Origin of the sequence: Psychrobacter sp. PG1 (assembly GCF_014897815.1) — a bacterium.
GTDB lineage: Bacteria > Pseudomonadota > Gammaproteobacteria > Pseudomonadales > Moraxellaceae > Psychrobacter.
On the sequence record NZ_JABUZG010000052.1, the window covers coordinates 123,730 to 142,758 of the forward strand.

Annotated in this window: 17 protein-coding genes; 6 read left to right on the plus strand and 11 right to left on the minus strand. The window is 42.3% G+C overall.

Annotated features, from left to right (window positions below; translation table 11 throughout):
* Positions 1 to 14: 14 nt before the first annotated feature.
* Both INT03_RS06085 and INT03_RS06090 read right to left on the minus strand, forming a co-directional pair.
* On the minus strand, positions 15 to 344 hold the full coding sequence (locus INT03_RS06085; RefSeq protein WP_055124934.1) for a DHCW motif cupin fold protein: 330 nt from the start codon (positions 342 to 344) through the stop codon (positions 15 to 17).
* Between the two features lie 61 nt (positions 345 to 405).
* Positions 406 to 867, minus strand: coding sequence for a methyltransferase family protein (locus INT03_RS06090; protein WP_055124935.1), 462 nt, complete (start codon positions 865 to 867; stop codon positions 406 to 408).
* Between the two features lie 326 nt (positions 868 to 1,193).
* Between INT03_RS06090 and htpX the strand changes: the two genes are divergently transcribed.
* Positions 1,194 to 2,108, plus strand: coding sequence for a protease HtpX (gene htpX, locus INT03_RS06095; protein ID WP_055124936.1), 915 nt, complete (start codon positions 1,194 to 1,196; stop codon positions 2,106 to 2,108).
* A 343-nt stretch (positions 2,109 to 2,451) separates the two neighbouring features.
* On the opposite strand, the gene INT03_RS06100 is transcribed toward htpX, so the two are convergent.
* The 3 genes from INT03_RS06100 to INT03_RS06110 form a co-directional block, all read right to left on the minus strand.
* Positions 2,452 to 2,817: a hypothetical protein gene (locus INT03_RS06100; RefSeq protein WP_193008173.1), complete on the minus strand. Its 366-nt coding sequence runs from the start codon at positions 2,815 to 2,817 to the stop codon at positions 2,452 to 2,454.
* 198 nt (positions 2,818 to 3,015) lie between these two features.
* The gene (locus INT03_RS06105; RefSeq protein ID WP_055124939.1) at positions 3,016 to 4,290 is read right to left on the minus strand and encodes a saccharopine dehydrogenase family protein; all 1,275 of its coding nucleotides are present in this window, start codon (positions 4,288 to 4,290) and stop codon (positions 3,016 to 3,018) included.
* Between the two features lie 285 nt (positions 4,291 to 4,575).
* Positions 4,576 to 5,814 (minus strand): carboxynorspermidine decarboxylase, encoded by a 1,239-nt coding sequence (locus INT03_RS06110; RefSeq protein ID WP_193008175.1) that lies wholly within the window; start codon positions 5,812 to 5,814, stop codon positions 4,576 to 4,578.
* Positions 5,815 to 5,904: 90 nt separating this feature from the next.
* On the opposite strand from INT03_RS06110, the gene INT03_RS06115 reads away from it, so the two are divergent.
* Positions 5,905 to 6,570, plus strand: coding sequence for a DUF924 family protein (locus INT03_RS06115; RefSeq protein WP_193008177.1), 666 nt, complete (start codon positions 5,905 to 5,907; stop codon positions 6,568 to 6,570).
* Between the two features lie 287 nt (positions 6,571 to 6,857).
* Here the strand turns inward: INT03_RS06115 and INT03_RS06120 are convergent, their stop codons facing one another.
* From INT03_RS06120 to lpxB, 4 genes are all read right to left on the minus strand, one after another.
* Entirely contained in the window at positions 6,858 to 8,087 is a 1,230-nt protein-coding gene (locus tag INT03_RS06120) for a CAP domain-containing protein (RefSeq protein WP_193008179.1), read from the minus strand.
* A gap of 304 nt (positions 8,088 to 8,391) precedes the next feature.
* Positions 8,392 to 8,544: a hypothetical protein gene (locus INT03_RS06125; protein WP_193008180.1), complete on the minus strand. Its 153-nt coding sequence runs from the start codon at positions 8,542 to 8,544 to the stop codon at positions 8,392 to 8,394.
* Between the two features lie 94 nt (positions 8,545 to 8,638).
* Positions 8,639 to 9,493, minus strand: coding sequence for a ribonuclease HII (locus tag INT03_RS06130; RefSeq protein WP_193008182.1), 855 nt, complete (start codon positions 9,491 to 9,493; stop codon positions 8,639 to 8,641).
* Positions 9,494 to 9,566: 73 nt separating this feature from the next.
* A complete protein-coding gene (gene lpxB, locus INT03_RS06135) occupies positions 9,567 to 10,874 on the minus strand; it encodes a lipid-A-disaccharide synthase (RefSeq protein ID WP_193008184.1) in 1,308 nt (435 codons plus the stop codon).
* Positions 10,875 to 11,301: 427 nt separating this feature from the next.
* On the opposite strand from lpxB, the gene INT03_RS06140 reads away from it, so the two are divergent.
* Positions 11,302 to 12,384: a 3-deoxy-7-phosphoheptulonate synthase gene (locus INT03_RS06140; protein ID WP_055124944.1), complete on the plus strand. Its 1,083-nt coding sequence runs from the start codon at positions 11,302 to 11,304 to the stop codon at positions 12,382 to 12,384.
* A gap of 157 nt (positions 12,385 to 12,541) precedes the next feature.
* Here INT03_RS06140 and pepN read toward each other — a convergent pair whose 3' ends face one another.
* Positions 12,542 to 15,142 carry an aminopeptidase N gene (pepN, locus tag INT03_RS06145; RefSeq protein ID WP_226950180.1) on the minus strand — a complete coding sequence of 867 codons (2,601 nt, stop codon included), beginning with the start codon at positions 15,140 to 15,142 and terminating at the stop codon, positions 12,542 to 12,544.
* A gap of 395 nt (positions 15,143 to 15,537) precedes the next feature.
* Here pepN and INT03_RS06150 point away from each other — a divergent pair, with 395 nt between their 5' ends.
* The 3 genes from INT03_RS06150 to INT03_RS06160 all read left to right on the plus strand — a co-directional run bounded on the left by INT03_RS06150 (position 15,538) and on the right by INT03_RS06160 (position 17,731).
* Positions 15,538 to 16,134, plus strand: coding sequence for a DUF6231 family protein (locus INT03_RS06150; protein ID WP_193008188.1), 597 nt, complete (start codon positions 15,538 to 15,540; stop codon positions 16,132 to 16,134).
* Between the two features lie 156 nt (positions 16,135 to 16,290).
* Positions 16,291 to 16,809, plus strand: coding sequence for a peptidoglycan-associated lipoprotein Pal (gene pal / locus INT03_RS06155; RefSeq protein WP_109590035.1), 519 nt, complete (start codon positions 16,291 to 16,293; stop codon positions 16,807 to 16,809).
* 121 nt (positions 16,810 to 16,930) lie between these two features.
* On the plus strand, positions 16,931 to 17,731 hold the full coding sequence (locus INT03_RS06160) for a 4'-phosphopantetheinyl transferase family protein (protein ID WP_193008190.1): 801 nt from the start codon (positions 16,931 to 16,933) through the stop codon (positions 17,729 to 17,731).
* A gap of 119 nt (positions 17,732 to 17,850) precedes the next feature.
* On the opposite strand, the gene INT03_RS06165 is transcribed toward INT03_RS06160, so the two are convergent.
* Complete coding sequence (locus tag INT03_RS06165) at positions 17,851 to 18,717, minus strand: hypothetical protein (RefSeq protein WP_193008197.1); 867 nt, start codon at positions 18,715 to 18,717, stop codon at positions 17,851 to 17,853.
* Between the last annotated feature and the right edge of the window lie 312 nt (positions 18,718 to 19,029).

Genomic DNA, 19,029 nt, shown 5'->3' on the forward strand with positions numbered 1-19,029 from the left:
TGTTACTGGCAATATCAATCAACAATAAATAGCTTAGCGCCTATCTTCGTTGACGAACGATGTGCAATCGTATTGTCCGCCACTTGATAAGTCATGCCCGCTGTTAAGGTGAAAGTACGACCATCTTTTAGTTCGGTGTTCAGCTCGCCCTCAACACAGAATAAAATATGTCCTTTATCGCACCAGTGATCGGCAAGGTAGCCTGCGGAGTACTCAACCATATGCACATTGATATTGTTAAATTCGCAAGTCTTCCAATACCCCGTGCCCGTTTCACCTTTATTTTCTACCGCTTCTACTGTCGTCCAATCGGTAATAGCAAAAGGTATATTTTTCATTTCCATAATGTCATCTCCCTGATTTTATTGTTCATTCATTTATCATAAAATCTTTACTTACTATACCTCAAATCCAGCGCCGCACTTTATTTAGATAATCCTGATAAGTTTTGCCGAATTTTCGTGCCATCATCTGCTCTTCTGGCTGGATTTGAAAGCGCGTCATATAAAGTATAAAAATAGGCAATAATACAAACGCCAGAAAGTGAGAAAGATAGAACGCCCAGCCTAATAGTATAAGCACCAAGCCAACATACATCGGATTGCGGCTATACTGATATACGCCGCTGGTCACTAAACTAGAGACCTTCTCTAACGCTTGCGGATTGGGCGTGGTCTGAGCTATTCTAAATTGAGTCACACCCATAATACCTAAGCTCAGCCCTATCACACCCAAACACCCTGCCAGTGTAGTTGAGCCGTTGAGTGAGAACGTCAAAGTAGGAAGCATTTTAGAGACGCCATACATAGCAGCGGCGGTAATAATAACTTGAGCGACTGGAGGGACTTTAAGTGCTAGAGCGTTCATGATTAGACCTTATAGCGCGTTAAATGACAAACCTGAACAATGAGTGCTCATGATACCTGCTAACTATTTTCGTTTTAATTGTTTACTTTTAGCCCTTTACTATTTAAACCGTCAAAAAATAATTATTCTTACCTTTTAGATGGCTTTATCATTTATTTTTATTCTTTGCTCGCTAACCATATCACTGTATTTATACGGTTAACGGGGATTGTTATTTATCAAAATAACGCCATTTATGTAAAGTAAAAACATATATAAAAATATAATACCTCATAGAGGATTATGTCTTAAAGTTGTCTTTAAATTTAAATGAGGAAACTGGCATCATGATGCGTATTGGATTGTTCTTATTGACCAACTTAGCGGTGATTGTGGTATTTAGCATCGTGTTTGGTATTTTATCCAGATTCTTTGGGATTGGTGGCGTACATGGTGCGGGCGGGTTAAATTACACCAGTCTTGCCATTATGTGCGGCGTATACGGCATGGTTGGTTCGATGGTATCACTATTTATCTCGAAGTGGATGGCCAAAAGATCAACGGGAACGGTGGTTATTGAAACGCCAAGCAATGCCACTGAAAAATGGCTTGTAGATACGGTCGCTAGACAAGCGCGAGCGGTAAATATTGGCATGCCAGAAGTAGGAATTTTTAATAATTCTCAGCCAAACGCGTTTGCCACAGGCTGGAATAAAAACAAAGCGTTGGTCGCTGTTTCATCTGGCTTACTGCAAAGCATGACACCCGATGAAGTAGAAGCGGTATTGGCGCATGAAATTGGTCACGTGGCAAACGGTGATATGGTCACGCTGGCGCTCATCCAAGGGGTGGTAAACGCCTTTGTGATGTTCTTTGCGCGTATTATTGGTAGCTTCGTCGATCGGACGGTGTTTAAAAATACCAGTGATAGCCCAGGTATTGGTTACTTCATCACGAGTATTGTGATGGATATTTTGCTTGGATTTTTGGCGTCTGCCATCGTAATGTGGTTCTCGCGTCTACGCGAATTCCGTGCCGATCAGATGGGTGCAAAGCTTGCTAGCAAAGACAAAATGATTAGTGCGCTTGATGCTTTACGTCCTTCCGAGCAGCGTCCCGATCAAATGCCTGAGAGCATGAAAGCATTTGCTATTTCATCAGGACAATCTACGGGCTTTAGTATCGCAAACCTTTTCCGCTCACATCCAACGCTTGATGACCGTATTGCGGCGTTGAGAAATTATAACCCTAGTGAGGGGTGATAGAAGACTCTTGAAATGCTAAGGGCATAATTTGTAGATTGAATTGACCGTCTATGGATTATGCCTTAGCTTTTGATTAAAGCATAGAAAGACCTAGTTAAGCGAATATAAGTCAGTTGTAATTGAGGAACCATTAAATGAATATAGTTGATTCAATCTAAAAGAGATAAAAAGCAACCGAATGTGTATGTCATAACTCAAGAGGAGGTTAATGCTGTAACTCCTTTTTAGTCGATTGACTAAACTTCTTTATTCAAAGGAGCCAATTTATTAGAACTAATTCAAAGATAATAAGCTGGACAAGACGTCCAACTTATAGAACCTCTATTATGATATATTGCTTTCAATCACGGAAAAATGCCGCTTTTCTATAAGCATCATCAGAAGCTTGTGCCTCACATTGTTCACAATACTCAGTTATATTTTGATAGTACTCTACAAGCTGATCTTCATCTAAAATATTAGGACATTCTGTTGGTGCTTCTTCACATTCATGATTGTAACCAGGACACTGAACATCTTCGATTAAGTGTCTAATACAGTTATTAAAATGATATTTTTGTGGGTCTGATAATTTATCAAACCCATTAATAACAGCAAATTTTGCAATTCCAATAACAACATCTTTATCTGCATTATTATCAGCAGCAGCTTCTTCAATAATTTCTACATTATTGTTAATAATCTCTTCTAGAGCTTGTAAGTTCATAAAATCCATCCTTATTTATGTAATTTAGAAATTCGATTATCTACTAATATTTTAACTATGTGCAAGTAAGTAATCGTAGTGTGTATATAGCGGATAGCAGGATTGGCTCCCCTACCTCCTCGTAAAATTAAAGTAAAAACTCAGACATAAAAAAAGCCTATCTATAAAAGATAGGCTTTTCTAAATCGAACTTATTATTTAAATATCAAACGCTAACGCTCTGTCGCCTTCGCTATCTTTGATACGCGTTGGCAAACCAATCTTATTCAATAGATTGATAAATGGCTTGGCATCCAACTCTTCGACGTTGACCATCTTGCCAGCATCCCACTCACCAGTTGCGACCAGAATCGCAGCAGCGACGGGTGGTACGCCTGCGGTATAAGAGATACCTTGGCTACCAACTTCGTTATAAGCGTCTTTATGATCTGAGATATTGTAAATAAATACCTCGCTATCGACGCCGTTGATTTTGCCTTTGACTTTGTCACCGATGCAGGTCTTGCCCGTATAGTTCGGTGCAAGAGAGCTTGGGTCTGGCAGTACCGCTTTGACCACTTTTAACGGAATTACTTCTTGCCCTTCAGCAGTCATCACTGGCTGCTCAGAGAGTAGACCCAAACTTTGTAGCACAGTGAATACATTAATATAATGCTCACCAAATCCCATCCAAAAACGGATATTTGGTACGTCTAAATTGGCGGATAACGAATGCACTTCATCATGACCACTTAAATAACTGTTTTGCACGCCAACCACTGGTAAATCGTCAGTACGCTTCACTTCGAACATTTTATTAGACTGCCACTTGCTGTCCTGCCAAGAGTAGACCGTACCGGTAAATTCACGGAAGTTAATCTCAGGATCGAAGTTAGTAGCGAAGTATTTACCGTGGCTGCCAGCATTGATATCAATGATATCGATATCCGTCACCGAACCTGCATCCATCATGTCATAGCCAAGACGCGCATAGGCGTTGACCATACCGGGGTCAAATCCAGCCCCTAAAATCGCCGTGACATTATTGTCCGCACAGCGCTGTTTGCGCTGCCATTCGTAATTGTCATACCATGGCGGCGTCTCGCAAATCTTGCGTGGATCTTCGTGAATGGCAGTATCGATATAAGCAACACCTGTCTCGATACAAGCTTCCAATACCGTCATATTGATAAATGCCGAACCGACATTGATGACGATTTGGATACCCGACTCTTGAATCAACTGTATCAGCGCTTGAGTATCCATAGCATCCACTTGGTGCGTATGCAATACGGCAGGCTGCTTGAAGCTATTTTTATCTTTCACGCTTTGGGCGATGGCATCACATTTATCTTGCGTGCGCGAGGCAATATGAATCTCGCCAAGGATATCGTTATGCATCGCACATTTATGCGCGACCACTTGAGCGACACCGCCGGCTCCGATGATGAGTACGTCTTTTTTGCTAGATTTGGCTTGTTGGTTTGTGTTCAATGAACAATCCTCCTTTGTGTCTCTGTCGATACCATCGATAGTGGCGAGTCAAAACAGAAACGAGTGAATGATATGCGTGAATTAAAAAGGAAGACCGAGGAAAACCCACGCACCCGTCGGGCAAAGCACCATTTGATTGTTGGCTTTTGCCCGTGGCGATTATAACAATTTTTATGAAGACATCGGTAAAAATAATGTATAAAAAACAGACGAGTTAAAGTCATTCAAAAACACACTTAAGTCTTTGTTTTCTAAAATTCAAATCAATTTATCGACACAACTAAACTAAGACAAGCTGGCTTTGTAATCTTGATAATCAAAATTGCGCTGCACATCTATACTGCCATCTAGACGACGAATCACAATTGCTGGCATATTAACACCATTGAACCAGTTCTTTTTCACCATGGTATAACCTGCGGCATTACCAAACGCAATCTTATCACCTATTGTTAGGTTATTTGGCAAGGCATACTCACCAAAGATATCGCCCGCCAAACAAGAACGACCATAAATAATGGTATTATCAGCTGACTTAGCGTTCTCGCTGATGGGGGCGATATTGGTAGGGTCGATATCAAGAGAGGCAATATTCATTAAATCACTATTAACAGCCGCTATCGGCGCTGACTCACGGTAAATTAACAAATCAAGCATGTGCGCTTCAATGGATGAATCTACTACAGCGAGATTTTTTTCATTGTGCATAGTATCTAAGACGGTCGTGACCAATGACCCAGCACCATGGATACTTGCCTCACCCGGTTCAAGATAAACTTGCACCCCATATTTTTCACTAAAGCCTTTTAACCTGTCAGCCAGTTTTTCTAGTGGATAATCAGGCGCGATAAAGTGAATACCACCGCCCAAACTCACCCACTCAAGCTGCGCTAAAATATCACCAAATCTGTCTTCGATATCTGCCAAGCTGGCACTAAAGGCTTCAAAGCTGTCATTTTCGCAGTTGTTATGAATCATTACCCCAGTAATGTCATCAAGTACCGCTGAAATCTTGTTTTTATCATGTTCACCCAAACGGCTAAAAGGACGCGCAGGATCAGCGATGATAAACGATGAATTACTGGTCTTTGGGTTCAATCGTAAACCGACAGGAATGTTTTTAGAACGCGCTTGTGACCCAAATGTATTGAGTTGCGAGATAGAGTTAAAGATAATTTTATCAGCATAGCTCAATACTTCATCGATCTCATCAGCACTATAGGCGACGCTGTAAGCATGAGTTTCTTTTTTATTATCACTGTCTTTACCTTTACCAAAAGTCTCGTAGCCAAGTCTAACTTCATTGAGTGACGATGACGTTGTGCCGTGCAAATAAGGCTGCATCACATCAAACACGCCCCAAGTTGCAAAGCATTTGAGCGCGAGCAAGGCCTTTGCGCCTGATAGCTCGCACAGCCGCGAGATAATCTGCATATTGGCAACGATTGCCGCTTCATCGAGCAAATAATAAGGCGTGGGCGGTAGAGATGATTGGGTAATGTTTAGCGAAGTTTTTGCATTCATAAGAGGTTACCTAATAGCTGCTGTTGGCATCATGACAGACATAAATATTTGCGCTATAGTAGACTAAATTCATCATAATTAGAATATCTTATGTCACTATCAACCGATTATTCCACTGCTACTAGCCAAGCTTATTCATCGCAGCTCGACCCAAAAAATATTCATTTAGAACATCTTGATGCTAATGCGCGTACAGTACTGGAGTTTTGGTTCGACAAAGACAATGAGCAATATTGGTTTGCGCAAAATGATGCTTTTGATAAGCAGATAAAGGATAAATTCGGTGACATCTGGCATGCGGCAAAGCAAGGTGAATACGTGACATGGCGTATCGCCAACGCACCAACCGATAGCAATAGCTCCATCACGGCGTTGGCAGGCAGACTAGCAGAAATTATTGTCTTAGATCAGTTTTCGCGTAATTTGTGCCGCGGGCAAGCAGGCGCTTTTGCACAAGATAGTATGGCTATCGCATTGGCACAAGAGGCTATTGGACAACCACACTTTGATACGTTACCGACTGAATGGCGCAAGTTTATCATCATGCCATTTATGCACTCTGAATCATTGATGATCCATAAGCGCTACTTACCATTGTTTGAAAAATTACATGATGACAATACGCTGGATTTCGAAAATCGTCATAAAGATATCATTGAGCAATTCGGTCGCTATCCGCATCGCAATGACATTTTAGATCGCGAGTCAACGGATGAAGAAGAAGCCTTCTTGCAACAACCGAACTCGTCGTTTTAGCGCTTATATATCTATATAATTGATTGCAATATGGTTTATTGTAATATAGTTACTTCAACTCAAAAGAAGTGTGAAGTACAAGGCAACCAAGTATAGGCATATATAATATTTCAAGCGAGAGGAACGCCGAACTCTTTTATAGTGCAATGGCTTGACTATCATAATAAAGCAAGGGCTGAATCAGATAACTGGTTCAGCCCTTGCTTTATTCTACTTACTCTTTAGATATTTTCGTCCAGATTGGTGCTTTTATTCAGATTAAGAACACGTCTTAGTTCACTTAATTATTAGTTCACTATCCCTGTCGTAAAGGTAAAGCTCTCACGCTCGATAGTTTTATTATCCACTAAAATATCAAAGCTGACACGGTAGTCACTGTTGCCATGTAAACCACAGTTTTTGCCTTTTTTACTGGCAATCTGGCAGCTTTTTAAATTATCAGTGATTGGTAATATAAAAGCTTCGTTTGCTGGTAAAGCATTTGCCGTATTTTTATAGGGATCTTGGCGATAGTCTAGCAGCTCAATCGGTACATTGATATTTCGCTGGATATCATGGAATGTCACATTGCTGATATCAATCGTTTGAGCGGATGGCATATTGATATAAATAGGTTGTCCGATAGGATCCACTCGCAAGTCACGCCCTGTATGCTTGACAGGATCTGGCGTCTCATTATATAGTGCGGTTACTGTATCCGTCACGCCTTCACATGGATAAGTGAATACGCCTTTAACCGTATTATCTTTAGTCGCTTGGGTCGCTGCTGCATGGTTGACCAATACATAACCTTGGTTGTTCTCCGCCTCTTTATTGTATGGCTTATAGATAACCACGCCAGTACCCGTCACGCTTGCACTAGGCATCATTAATGAACGCAAATGGTAAGGCGCTGCCAGCAAGGACTTTGCCATCGAGCCTGCCACAACATCCGAGCGAATAAGATTGCCTGCTGAACTATAGTGGATAGATTGGGCGATATTTTCAGTCACACCATATCGTACATTTGGGTAATTTGCGTTTGATAAGCGATCGGTAAAACTGAGCCCACCAAAAAATGGATTATTGTTACTGGTAACGCCAGAAATATCTGCAATCTTATTTTCGTAATGCGCACTGAATGCGGTCGGTGAGCTATTGGCAAAGACGTATTTAATATAACTTGCATGTTTAATGGCAACATCATCAAGCACGGTATCAACAGATAAGCCGCTCAGACCACAGCTGGTACGTGCCAAACTGAACTTATTGTTGGCAATTAATGCAGCCTTTACCTCATTAGTAGCAGTAGTGCTATCAGGTTGGTCGCCAACATCATCGCTTGAATTGTCGCTTGTATTATTATTGGGCTGATCGTTTGGCTCGATAGCAGGTGGGTTCGGGCTTGGCGCATTGGTATTAGAGCTGCTATCAGAGCCACCACCGCCCCCACCACAAGCCGTTATAAATACTGTCAAAAAAAGCACTGCAGCAAGATTTTTTTGTGGCGTACTGATTAATAGCGTACTGAGCGTCATTTTTTATCCTATAGAATAGTAGCACGTATATAAGTCAATAAAAGCTAGCGTTAAGTATGCGGACATAAGCTAAGTAGACTTAAGCTGCTAGGGCGTGTTGAACATTCACAAATGGGCACTGCTGATAGCTAAAATTGTTCCAGACAAGGCGCAAGTCGACGATAATGTTAATACCTTAGCTAGAATTGCAACGCAGTATGGGGCAGTTTTAGTATCAGCCCCGATATTAACAGAAGGGGACAGGACTCTTTTTTGCCGCTTCATTGTTAAAAAGAGACGCTTAGAATGACTAAACTTACTATTTTTAACGTCGAATCGCCTGCAAAATAGCCTCTGTCAGTGCCATGGTCGAATGTTCGACACGCCCTAACATCACAGTATTGAATTTATTTGTAATGGCATTGTAATACAGTCCAAAAATTTTTACTTGGTGTTTGTTGAAGACTGATACGTTCATTACGGACTGTCTTATTTTTAGCCATGACTATTTTTGCTTAGGCTATTTTAAAGAAGCACGCTCAGTTTAACGTTTATTTTTAAGTGATTTGTTCTTAAGTGGCTTTCTCTAATGACTTTCTGACTGGTGCAAAACTACGTCTATGCGCAGATAATACGCCGTATTTTTCGATCGCCTCCATGTGTGCACGTGTTGGATAGCCTTTATGTTTGGCGATACCGTATTCTGGATGCTTGGCATCAAGCGCATACATGGCTTTGTCACGACTGACTTTAGCCAATATACTGGCGGCAGCAATGCTGGTATGACGCGCATCGCCCTTTACCCACGCTTGGCAATCGATAGTCGATTTTTCTATACCCAGTTCAGCGAGCATTGCCTCATTTAATTCAGGGCAGCGATTACCATCGAACAAAACTTCGACCTGCCTCATAGAGTTGACAAGATGATGAGCAATGGCTTTTAACAATACTTCGGTACATAAGCGCATACCGAGCATCGTCGCTTGCAAGATATTGACTTGATCGATGACCGCTGCTGGGATCTCGGCGACAACATAACCAATAGCATGCTGTTGAACCAATGGATAAAGTCGGTCACGCTTCTTTTCACTCAGCTGCTTGGAGTCGGTCAAGATAGATAATGGCGTGTCCTTTAATGGCTGCATCTCAATCAATCCTGACCAGGTTTTAGGCAATATCGCAGCAGCCACATTGACGCTACCGAGTAACGGCCCACGTCCTGCCTCATCAACGCCCATTTGTAGCGTTGACTGCTGTAAGCCTTGCTCCACCTTGATCGGATACTGAACAAGTAGCTCACCAATATCTACCTGACCCGATAAACGAATAGGCTCAACCAGCTGTAGATATTGACCTTTGATATCAATTTGCTCAATACTTACTTCGATCGGGGTGACAGAGTTGTGGGTTTGGTACTGGTTACTCATAGGGGCGCGGTATCTTTGTTATTAGGTATCATTGTAATTAATAGAAGAAGAAATGATCGCAATCAATAATGGCTTAAATCCGATGTTTCGCTTGGATAAACCATTGCTCAATCACACTATTAGCAGGATCATGATTACTCTGCTGTTGTAATAAGTGCTTGGTGGCGACGATATCTTTTAATTGCTCAGCATAGGCACGCGGTTGTAGTAGCCGCATGACCGTACGACAGATATTGTCGCCACTCGCCTGCTCTTGGATCAACTCAGGAACGATTGCAGTATCAGCCAAAATATTGGGCAGCGCCACATAAGGCACTTTGACTAAGCGTTTGGCAATCTGATAGGTGAGCTTATTTAATTGATAAACCACCACCATCGGTCGCTCTAATAGCATCGCCTCTAGCGTTGCAGTGCCAGATGCCAGCATTACAATATCTGAGGCTGCCATCGCTTGCTGACTAAAGGCTGGCTGGCTATCATCATAAACTACAACGATGGCAGCACGCAGTTGCTCTGAGCGCTGATCAATAACATCTTGGACGATGTATTGGTGATTCTGGTCGACGGTCGGAATGATAAAGCACAGCTTGGGGTCAAGCAATATCAACTTTTGAATACCATCCAGCATCAATGGCAAAATAGCAGTGATTTCACCGCGCCGAGAGCCTGGCATTACACAAATAAGCTGGCTGACATCGTCAAATCGTTCAATAAAAAACTGCTGCAAGCCATCGTTGTGCCAAACCAGCTCACTACGGCGCTGATTGATCGGTGTCTCTAATAATGTTTGATCGATCGTACGCAACAGTGGATGACCAACACATATTGCTGGATGATTATGGCGCTCATAAACGGACAGCTCAAAGGGGAACAAACACAACACAAGGTCGGTCGCTGCTTTAATATTATGAATACGTGACTCACGCCATGCCCAAATAGAAGGGCTGACATACTGCACGCAGAATACGCCTTGCGGTTTTAATTTTTTAGCCACTCTAAGATTAAAATCAGGCGCATCAATGCCGATAAACCAATCAATATCAGCGGCTTTAAATGCACTCAGTAATTCACGGCGAGCTTTAAGCAAGTCAGGCAATTGCGCCATAACTTCTACCAAACCCATCACCGCTAAACGCTCTAACGGAAAAATGCTGTGTAGCCCTTGCGCTTGCATTTTTGTACCACCGACGCCGACCCACACAATATCACCACGTAGATTATTCATCTGCTGCATGAAGTCTGCGCCCAAGCTATCCCCTGACACCTCACCTGCGACGATACCGATGACCAATGGCACAGTCTGTAATTCAGCACTTCGAATTTCAGTCTCTGTTTGGTCTATAAAGTTATGATATTGATCAGGCGTAGCAGAATCTGTCATGACAAGCTCTCGATATTAAAAAATACAATAAATGCATATAAAATAAATGAATGATTATTATAAAATACGACGCATAAAATCTGCGCGAAAGCTCTGTGATACCTAAGCATTCGCCATACTCACTATTTTATCGTCATACCTTTTATATTGTCATCATACGTGACGATGATACAAATAGCTAAATTAGCTGATAAAAGCCAGAAATGACCACTTAACGGGTTAATTCGTTTTTCTATACGGACAGATAAATGGAGTAACAATCTTGCTTGTTGAAGCGCTCATATACGATTGGCGCTGAACAAGTATAACTAAGTTTTGGTTTCCTCATTCCAGTTATCAGTCAATTAACTGCGCGACTGCCCTTGTCAACCAACACTTTTGTCCGCATAATGAAACTCCCTATAAATCAGCTAGACGATATATAACCATGACAACATCAGTTACCCATAATGCAGATATTGACGACGTGAATATTGAAAAGTTCATTCCTTTGATCACTCCCGCTGAGCTAAAAACTGAGCTACCTTTATCAGATGCAGCCTATAAAACCGTATTAAACGGTCGTAATACCATCCAAAACATCTTGGACGGTAAAGACAAGCGCCTCTTTGTGGTCATCGGCCCCTGCTCTATTCATGATATCAAAGCCGCTCACGAATATGCCGATCGATTGGCCATATTAGCAAAAGAAATCGAAGATAGCGTGTTTGTGGTGATGCGCGTATATTTTGAAAAGCCACGCACAACCGTTGGCTGGAAAGGCATGATTAATGACCCTGATATGAACGACAGCTTCGATATCGAAAAAGGTCTGCGTACTGCCCGTAAGCTACTGCTCGATTTGAATGAAAAAGGTCTGCCTTGCGCCACCGAAGCATTAGACCCAAATACCCCGCAGTACATGCAGGATTTGATCAGCTGGTCAGCGATTGGCGCACGTACCACTGAGAGCCAAACGCATCGTGAAATGAGTTCAGGCTTATCGTGCCCAGTAGGCTTCAAGAATGGAACAGACGGCGGCATGACAGTCGCTGTTAACGCAATGCAAGCCGTAAAAGAAGGTCATAGCTTCTTGGGTTTATCAGCAGATGGCAAAGTCTCAATCATCAAGTCTAAAGGCAATCCTTACGCGCACGTGGTACTCCGCGGTGGTAACGGCAAGCCCAACTATGACGAAACTGCGGTTGCACAAGTGGAAAACGAGCTGGCAAAAGGCAAAACCAATAGCAAGATTATGATTGACTCAAGCCATGCCAACTCAGGTAAAGACCCATATCTACAGCCGATGGTTATCCAAAACGTTGCTGAACAAATTCAAAACGGCAATAAATCTATCATCGGTATGATGATTGAGAGCCATCTAAAGGGCGGCAATCAGAAACTGACCGCTGACTTAAGCCAGCTTGAATATGGCAAGTCTATCACTGACGGTTGCTTAGATTGGGATAGTACGGTCACTGCCTTACATAACCTACGTGATATGGTCAAAGACGTTTTGCCGAATCGTTAATTTTTAATCTTTAATAACGATTGCCCATAAACACAGATTATTAAGTTTTTTAAGCATTATTAAGCGTTTAATAAAAAAGCCCGTCCGATATTATTATCGGACGGGCTTTTTCTTATAAAATAATTTAGTTTATTGTTATAGAGTCATTTAATTTACCCTACTCGCTCGCTGATCCTAAAACACTGTTTAGACTTTCAAGTACGTGCTTAGAAGAAGCCTGCTTTTGCAACTCAATCAACCGCTCATGCGCCATTTGACGACGTGGCTCAGCCAAGGTATTCCAACGCGCTAGCACTTGCAATAAACGCGACGCCAAAACAGGATTGGCATCATCCAACTTTTTAATCACACCAATATAAAGCTCTAACCCTTCTGCCGTCCATAAAGCCGTTGGCTGCGAGGTGAAGGCACTGACCACTGAGCGTACACGATTGGGCGTATTCCAATCAAAATCTGCGTGAGCAATCAAGGATTGGATAGTATCAGCGGTCACAGTATCAGCAGACGCTTGCACACTAAACCATAAATCGATGACCAAATCATTATTTTGGAAGCGATTATAAAAGTCTGCTAAATACTTATCAGCATTTAGCAGTTGATGATTGACCATCGCTTTCAACGCACCGAAACGCTCCGTCATACAGCTTGCATCATCATACTGCTGCTGCGCCCATTCATCTGCGCCATCGACATTTGCGGTCAGCGCCATATCGAGCACCACATTACGCAAGGCACGGGTGCCACGAGCCTCGGCACTATCTTCATAAGACTGCATAGGTAGCTGCTCATAAAGCTCAGCCCATTGATCTTTTAGCGCCTCTGCAAGCGGCTGATACAAGTCGTCGCGCTGCGCTTTCACCAATGCTGGATCGTAATCTTTATGAATAGCAGACGCCAGCTCTTGCGCTGATGGAATATCAAGCAAGCGGGCAGCCAACATCGCATCCTCAGCCGCGAGCACAGGCAATGTCTGCGCTAGTGCTTGCAGATAGATATCAGGACTGCTCTTCTCGCCTTGACCTTGCAGCAAGATACGATTGACCAGCATCTGCGTCACTTGCCAGCGGTCAAAACCATTGATTTCATGTTTGAGCAAAAATGCCAAATCTGCATCTTGATAATCATAATTGAGCTGTACTGGCGCACTAAAATCACGTAGCAAGGATACTACAGGCTCACTCGCTATATTTTCGAAGGTAAAGGTTTGCGTGGCTTGATCGAGTAGCAGCATACGCTCAGCCACAATGTCACCAGTGTCTTTATCAAATAGCGCAGTCGCTACCGGAATAGGCAAAGGTTTTGGCGCAGCAAAGCCACTGACATGACGGGTTTGCTGACTTAACGTAATCGTCAGTGTCTGCGCTGCATGGTCATAATGTTGATGACCAGACACCATTGGTGTGCCCGGCTGACGATACCAGTCGATAAAGCTTTCAATCTTGCTATCCGTGATGCTAAGCGCTGACAAAAAGTCCTCAACCGTGACTGCTTGCCCATCATAACGACGGAAATACTCATCCGTGCCTTTACGAAAATTCTCGGCTCCTAACGTATTGGCAATCATGCGCACGATTTCAGCGCCTTTCTCATAAACAGTCGTCGTATAAAAATTATTAATCTCGACAAAACTCTCAGGGCGTACCGGGTGTGCCAGTGGTCCTGCATCCTCCGCAAACTGATGAGCACGCAAGGTCGCCACATCGTCGATACGCTGTACGGCACTCGACTGCTGATCCGCTGAGAATGATTGATCGCGGTAAACAGTAAAACCTTCTTTTAAGCACAATTGAAACCAATCACGGCAAGTGATGCGATTGCCTGTCCAGTTATGAAAATACTCATGGGCAATGATGGCTTTCACACTAAAGCTACGCGCATCCGTTGTCGTTTCAGGACTGGATAACACACAAGCAGTATTAAAAATATTTAGACCTTTGTTTTCCATTGCGCCCATATTAAATTGACTCACGGCAACAATCATATAGCGATCTAAATCGTAGGCGCGACCATAATTGACCTCATCCCATTTCATCGAATCTTTCAACGCTTGCATACCGACATCACATTTATCGATGTCAGCGGACTTTGCGTATATTTCCAGCAACACCTCACGACCTTCGCTGGTGGTATAAGAATCCTTTAATACGTCTAAATCAGCGACAACACAGGCAAATAGATAGCTTGGCTTATTGGTTGGATCATGCCATATCGCATAATGACGGTCTGGGGCATCTACCACCTCACCCGCTTCGACCAAGTTACCATTGGCTAATAGTGTTGGATAACGCTTATCCGCCTCAAGACGCGTGGTAAATATCGCCAGCACATCGGGGCGGTCTGGATAAAAGGTGATTTTACGAAAACCTTCCGGCTCGCACTGAGTGACAAACATCGTCTCATCACCACTGCCCGCCATATAGAACCCTTCAAGTGCAGTATTGGTCTGCGGACAGATGCGTACTTGAATCTCTAAAACAACCGCATCAGGTGCATTAGCAATCGTCAACGTGCCTGCTTGTTGTTGATAATCCTCAGCCGTCAATGGCTTACCATTCATCGTAATGGCGATCAGCTCCAACTCTTCACCGAATAATACGAGATCTCCTGCTGTTTGACGTACCATCTTCAGAGTGCTGTCTACCTGTGCATGATTTTCGAACAGTTTAATATCTAAATCAACCGTTTCCACATCAAAGCTAGGTTTCTGGTAATCTTTTAAATTAATTTTACTTGGTGCATGCGGTGGCACATCTGGCATATCAGGATTAATGATTTGAGCATCAGTTTCAGCAATAGACATGGGTATTCCTATTATTATTTAGGGCAAAAAATATATACGGCAAAAAGCATGATAATTTAGGTTAAGGCAGGTCATCAATTAGTATAATTTTATGATCATTAAGATGATAATGGTATCTTGCTACATTGACCTAAACTGCCAAATTTCAAGAGCAGATCGCAATTTTATTATGTTCATCGTCCCTGATACTTATCAAAATGCGATAGCAATGAGAGAGTCGATATATCAAAAGAATGAGAGAGTCGACATATTAAAAGAGCAGCATAATCAGCATCAATCACCCATTGGATAATCGCGATTAAAATGATTTAATAGGGTCACTGATGACCAACACTCGATAAACGGCCTATTATATGATAAAGCAAACTGACAGTCGTTCAGACATTACGTTACCATTACTGATAGATTACGTTGAGGCTCTTTTGCCCTCACTAACCATACAAGAGAACGCATCCACAATCATTGAATCTACTGATAATGACACTGAGTTGCTGTGGGTCGTCCCAAACCAAAATGCGCGGTTAGCATTAAAGACATTGCTAAAAAATACCCGCTCACCACAAATATCGACACTATTAGAGCTCAATCAACGACAATTACCTGAACGTTATGAGCTCGCCTGTTTTTGGTTACCCGCACTCTCACCCGAATTGCTGCAGCAGTATATTCCGCTACTCATGCGCTATCGAGATCTTTATGCGGCACACCTGCTCATCGCCCTTAATGACACCCTAGATCTAAAAGCTTATGGCTTTACCCCATTTGATATCTTGCATGAGCCATCTTTAGAGATGAATACTACTGACAAATCAGAGCAGCCTTTATCTGTAAAGTCATCAGCGTCCGCTAGACTTTGGCAGTTCAATTTATATGATTATAAACAGCTGCCAAATTGGTTAAATGCGGATTATTGGGCCAATCCTGAAAATTGGGGCAAGCACCGCTGGTAGTAGATCTCATATCTATCTGTAAATTCTAGCATTATTTACAGTAATACTACTTACATAAAGTAACATTTAGTATATGATAGATAGCAATTGCCTAAGTTTTATCGTAAGCAGTTCAAAAAAAACAATTTTAATTAATTAAAATTTTAGGAGCTCATTATGTCAACCAGTTTTTCTAAGATCGCAGTCCTCGCTGTATTATCAAGCGCTGTGGCACTAACCACAGGTTGTGCGACCAAACGTGCTACTTCTGAAGTCGTGGTTGCCCCACTAGGTATCCCAGGTGGTCAAGTTGGATACACTGGCGCAGTCATCGTAGATAACTCAAGCGCGGTTATTATGGGCGCAGAAAACCTACAGGCAGTTGTTTACTTTGCTTTTGATAGCAGCGAAATTACTTCACAAGCAGCGAGCATTCTTAATCAACATGCCAGCTTGCTCAACTCAAATCCAGCAGCCAGCGTTGTTATCGCAGGTAATACTGATGAACGCGGTAGCCGTGAATACAACATGGCACTAGGTGAGCGCCGTGCTGCTGCTGCACGTGATTACCTTGCTACTCAAGGCGTCGCAGTAAACAATATCCGCATCATCAGTTATGGTGAAGAGCGCCCTGCTGCCGCTGGTAATACTGAAGAAGCTTACGCACTAAATCGCCGTGCTGAATTGTCTTACTAACACCAGTAAAACCAATCACAGTCGATAAAGCTCAACATATTTTATAATTGAAAGCCCAGCAATAATATATCGCTGGGCTTTTTGCATGTTACTAAGCGAACCAATCCAATAGATGTAATTAATGATGCCAAGCTCTATCTTAAACCTGACCCATGTACAATATACCCAGCTCGATCCTGCAACGTGGTGCGCCACTGCACAAGTAAGCGAGTGTTCATCCCTCAACTTTAAAAGACTGTGGGATGAATTACTGTGGTCATCCGCGAACAATATATCACAGGTAGATTTTCAGAAAATTTACGAGCTTAATTGGCATTACTGCCTGTCACCAGTAAGTTTATCAATGCGTGAAATGGCGCAGCATCAACGTCACATACAACGTAAAGGCGTTCGATTATTGCTACAACAATTACTGGATGAGCTAAAGTTGCGCGATACTTTGGATGAGTCAAATTTCCCGTACCGGCTTAGCAGCAGTGAATATTACGTATGCTTTAGTCATACAGGCAGCAAGAATCATGATATTAATCAAAATACCGTTCAGACAATCAATACATCATTGAACAGTAAAGTAACCGTGGTCATTAGTCGTCACCGTCCCATTGGTATTGATATTGAAACCAATCATGTAGCATGGCGCGTGGCACAGCGGTTTTATTCTGAGCATGAGATGGCTGCTTTACAAGCACTGTCCCCACTTCAGCGTAAGATTATCGCTAAATTACTGTGGCAAATAAAAGAAAGTTTTATCAAAATTCATCAATACAAACTGGTACAAGGGTTAGGAATAGATTACTCCTACCTGATTGCTGATTTGATTCATGCTATTAGAGAACCGTCATATTTAATGGTCATAGCAGACATTAAGTCCGATTACCGTATCGCGGTATTGTCAGCGCAACAAACCATCGTTATTTTCTAGATTGTTTGTACATATGATTTATTCTAACAACTGCCCTTTCACAGACAAAAAAAACGACCCTAAAAAGGATCGTTTTTTCTTACTCTTCTTCTAATAACAGTACTTAAACTGTGATTAGATTAGAAACGGTAAGTTGCACCAAGCTTAACAATTGGCATCCACTCAAGATAATCTTTATCTTCAAGCTCACGCTCAGCAAGTTTAGCAACTTGACCAGCATTTAAGCCTGAATCTACACCACCTGGAGTAACACCATTATCAATATTCACATTTCTTTCTGGGTCAACTGCATTTACAGTCGCGTTAGTTTTACCCATATAGGCTGCGCCGATTTCGCCGAATACACCCCAGTTGTTACCGATGTTAGGACGGAAACCGATAGTACCATAAGGTGCTAGTTTGTTACGGTGTTCCATAGTACCTTGTAAAGAACCTACACCGTTTTCGCCATCAGCAACAAACGTTCTATCGTTAATTTTGTATACGCCGCCATCTGGATTAGCAGTTACGTCGATATCGTTGTCAGGTACGATGATACCAGCACCCATTGTGAACCAGTTACCAGTAGGGCGTAATTGCACACCTAGGTATGGGTTGCTGAAGTCAGAATCAACGTCATAGTTTACGTCATTTGCGTCAAAATCACCGCCGAATAGGTCAGCAACATCGCCACCTGCCCAACCAGCTTGTAGTTCAGTTTTCTCATTTAGTGACCAACCGATGTTAGCACCGTAACCTAGTGTACCAACTTCAGCGCTAACAGAAGCTGGGTTGATAGCAGTTTGGAAGAAAGTCTTAGTACCACCAACAACAGCACCAGTAGTGTTGCGAACGATACCAGCGTCAGCTTCATATGCAACAGCAACAGGCTCAGCTTCGTAAACAACTGCATCGTTACCATCAACAACGATAACAGGTTCAGCAGCTAGTGCAGCAGTTGACGCTAAAACGGCAGCAGAAATTGCTGTTAATTTAATAAGTCTCATAAATACTCTCCTAAAGTGTGGAATAAGTCGCCCATAAAAAATGACAATTTAGCTTTTCTTAAATCGATCATTTTGTTGAGCAGATTAAAACAATTTTGGCCGGAAAAGTCACCCCTCTAGGAGCGCTTTTTATTTGCCGTTATGTAAAGATTGCATAGATATTGTAATAATTACTACACCAATCCGCAAAACTTCGACTTTCTGTTACACAATGCTCTTAAAGTAACTCAACAGCGCAAACATGAATATTGGTTAGCTTAATCTTCATGTAAGGATATTACAAAATATGTCATTATAATGACCTACCTCTTT

Coding starts and splice junctions, on each gene's coding strand:
- INT03_RS06085 (WP_055124934.1), bottom strand. CDS start 344: ATGGAAATGAAAAATATACCTTTTGCTATTACCGATTGGACGACAGTA.
- INT03_RS06090 (WP_055124935.1), bottom strand. CDS start 867: ATGAACGCTCTAGCACTTAAAGTCCCTCCAGTCGCTCAAGTTATTATT.
- htpX (WP_055124936.1), top strand. CDS start 1,194: ATGATGCGTATTGGATTGTTCTTATTGACCAACTTAGCGGTGATTGTG.
- INT03_RS06100 (WP_193008173.1), bottom strand. CDS start 2,817: ATGAACTTACAAGCTCTAGAAGAGATTATTAACAATAATGTAGAAATT.
- INT03_RS06110 (WP_193008175.1), bottom strand. CDS start 5,814: ATGAATGCAAAAACTTCGCTAAACATTACCCAATCATCTCTACCGCCC.
- INT03_RS06115 (WP_193008177.1), top strand. CDS start 5,905: ATGTCACTATCAACCGATTATTCCACTGCTACTAGCCAAGCTTATTCA.
- INT03_RS06120 (WP_193008179.1), bottom strand. CDS start 8,087: ATGACGCTCAGTACGCTATTAATCAGTACGCCACAAAAAAATCTTGCT.
- INT03_RS06125 (WP_193008180.1), bottom strand. CDS start 8,544: ATGAACGTATCAGTCTTCAACAAACACCAAGTAAAAATTTTTGGACTG.
- INT03_RS06130 (WP_193008182.1), bottom strand. CDS start 9,493: ATGAGTAACCAGTACCAAACCCACAACTCTGTCACCCCGATCGAAGTA.
- lpxB (WP_193008184.1), bottom strand. CDS start 10,874: ATGACAGATTCTGCTACGCCTGATCAATATCATAACTTTATAGACCAA.
- INT03_RS06140 (WP_055124944.1), top strand. CDS start 11,302: ATGACAACATCAGTTACCCATAATGCAGATATTGACGACGTGAATATT.
- pepN (WP_226950180.1), bottom strand. CDS start 15,142: ATGCCAGATGTGCCACCGCATGCACCAAGTAAAATTAATTTAAAAGAT.
- INT03_RS06150 (WP_193008188.1), top strand. CDS start 15,538: ATGATAAAGCAAACTGACAGTCGTTCAGACATTACGTTACCATTACTG.
- pal (WP_109590035.1), top strand. CDS start 16,291: ATGTCAACCAGTTTTTCTAAGATCGCAGTCCTCGCTGTATTATCAAGC.
- INT03_RS06160 (WP_193008190.1), top strand. CDS start 16,931: ATGATGCCAAGCTCTATCTTAAACCTGACCCATGTACAATATACCCAG.
- INT03_RS06165 (WP_193008197.1), bottom strand. CDS start 18,717: ATGAGACTTATTAAATTAACAGCAATTTCTGCTGCCGTTTTAGCGTCA.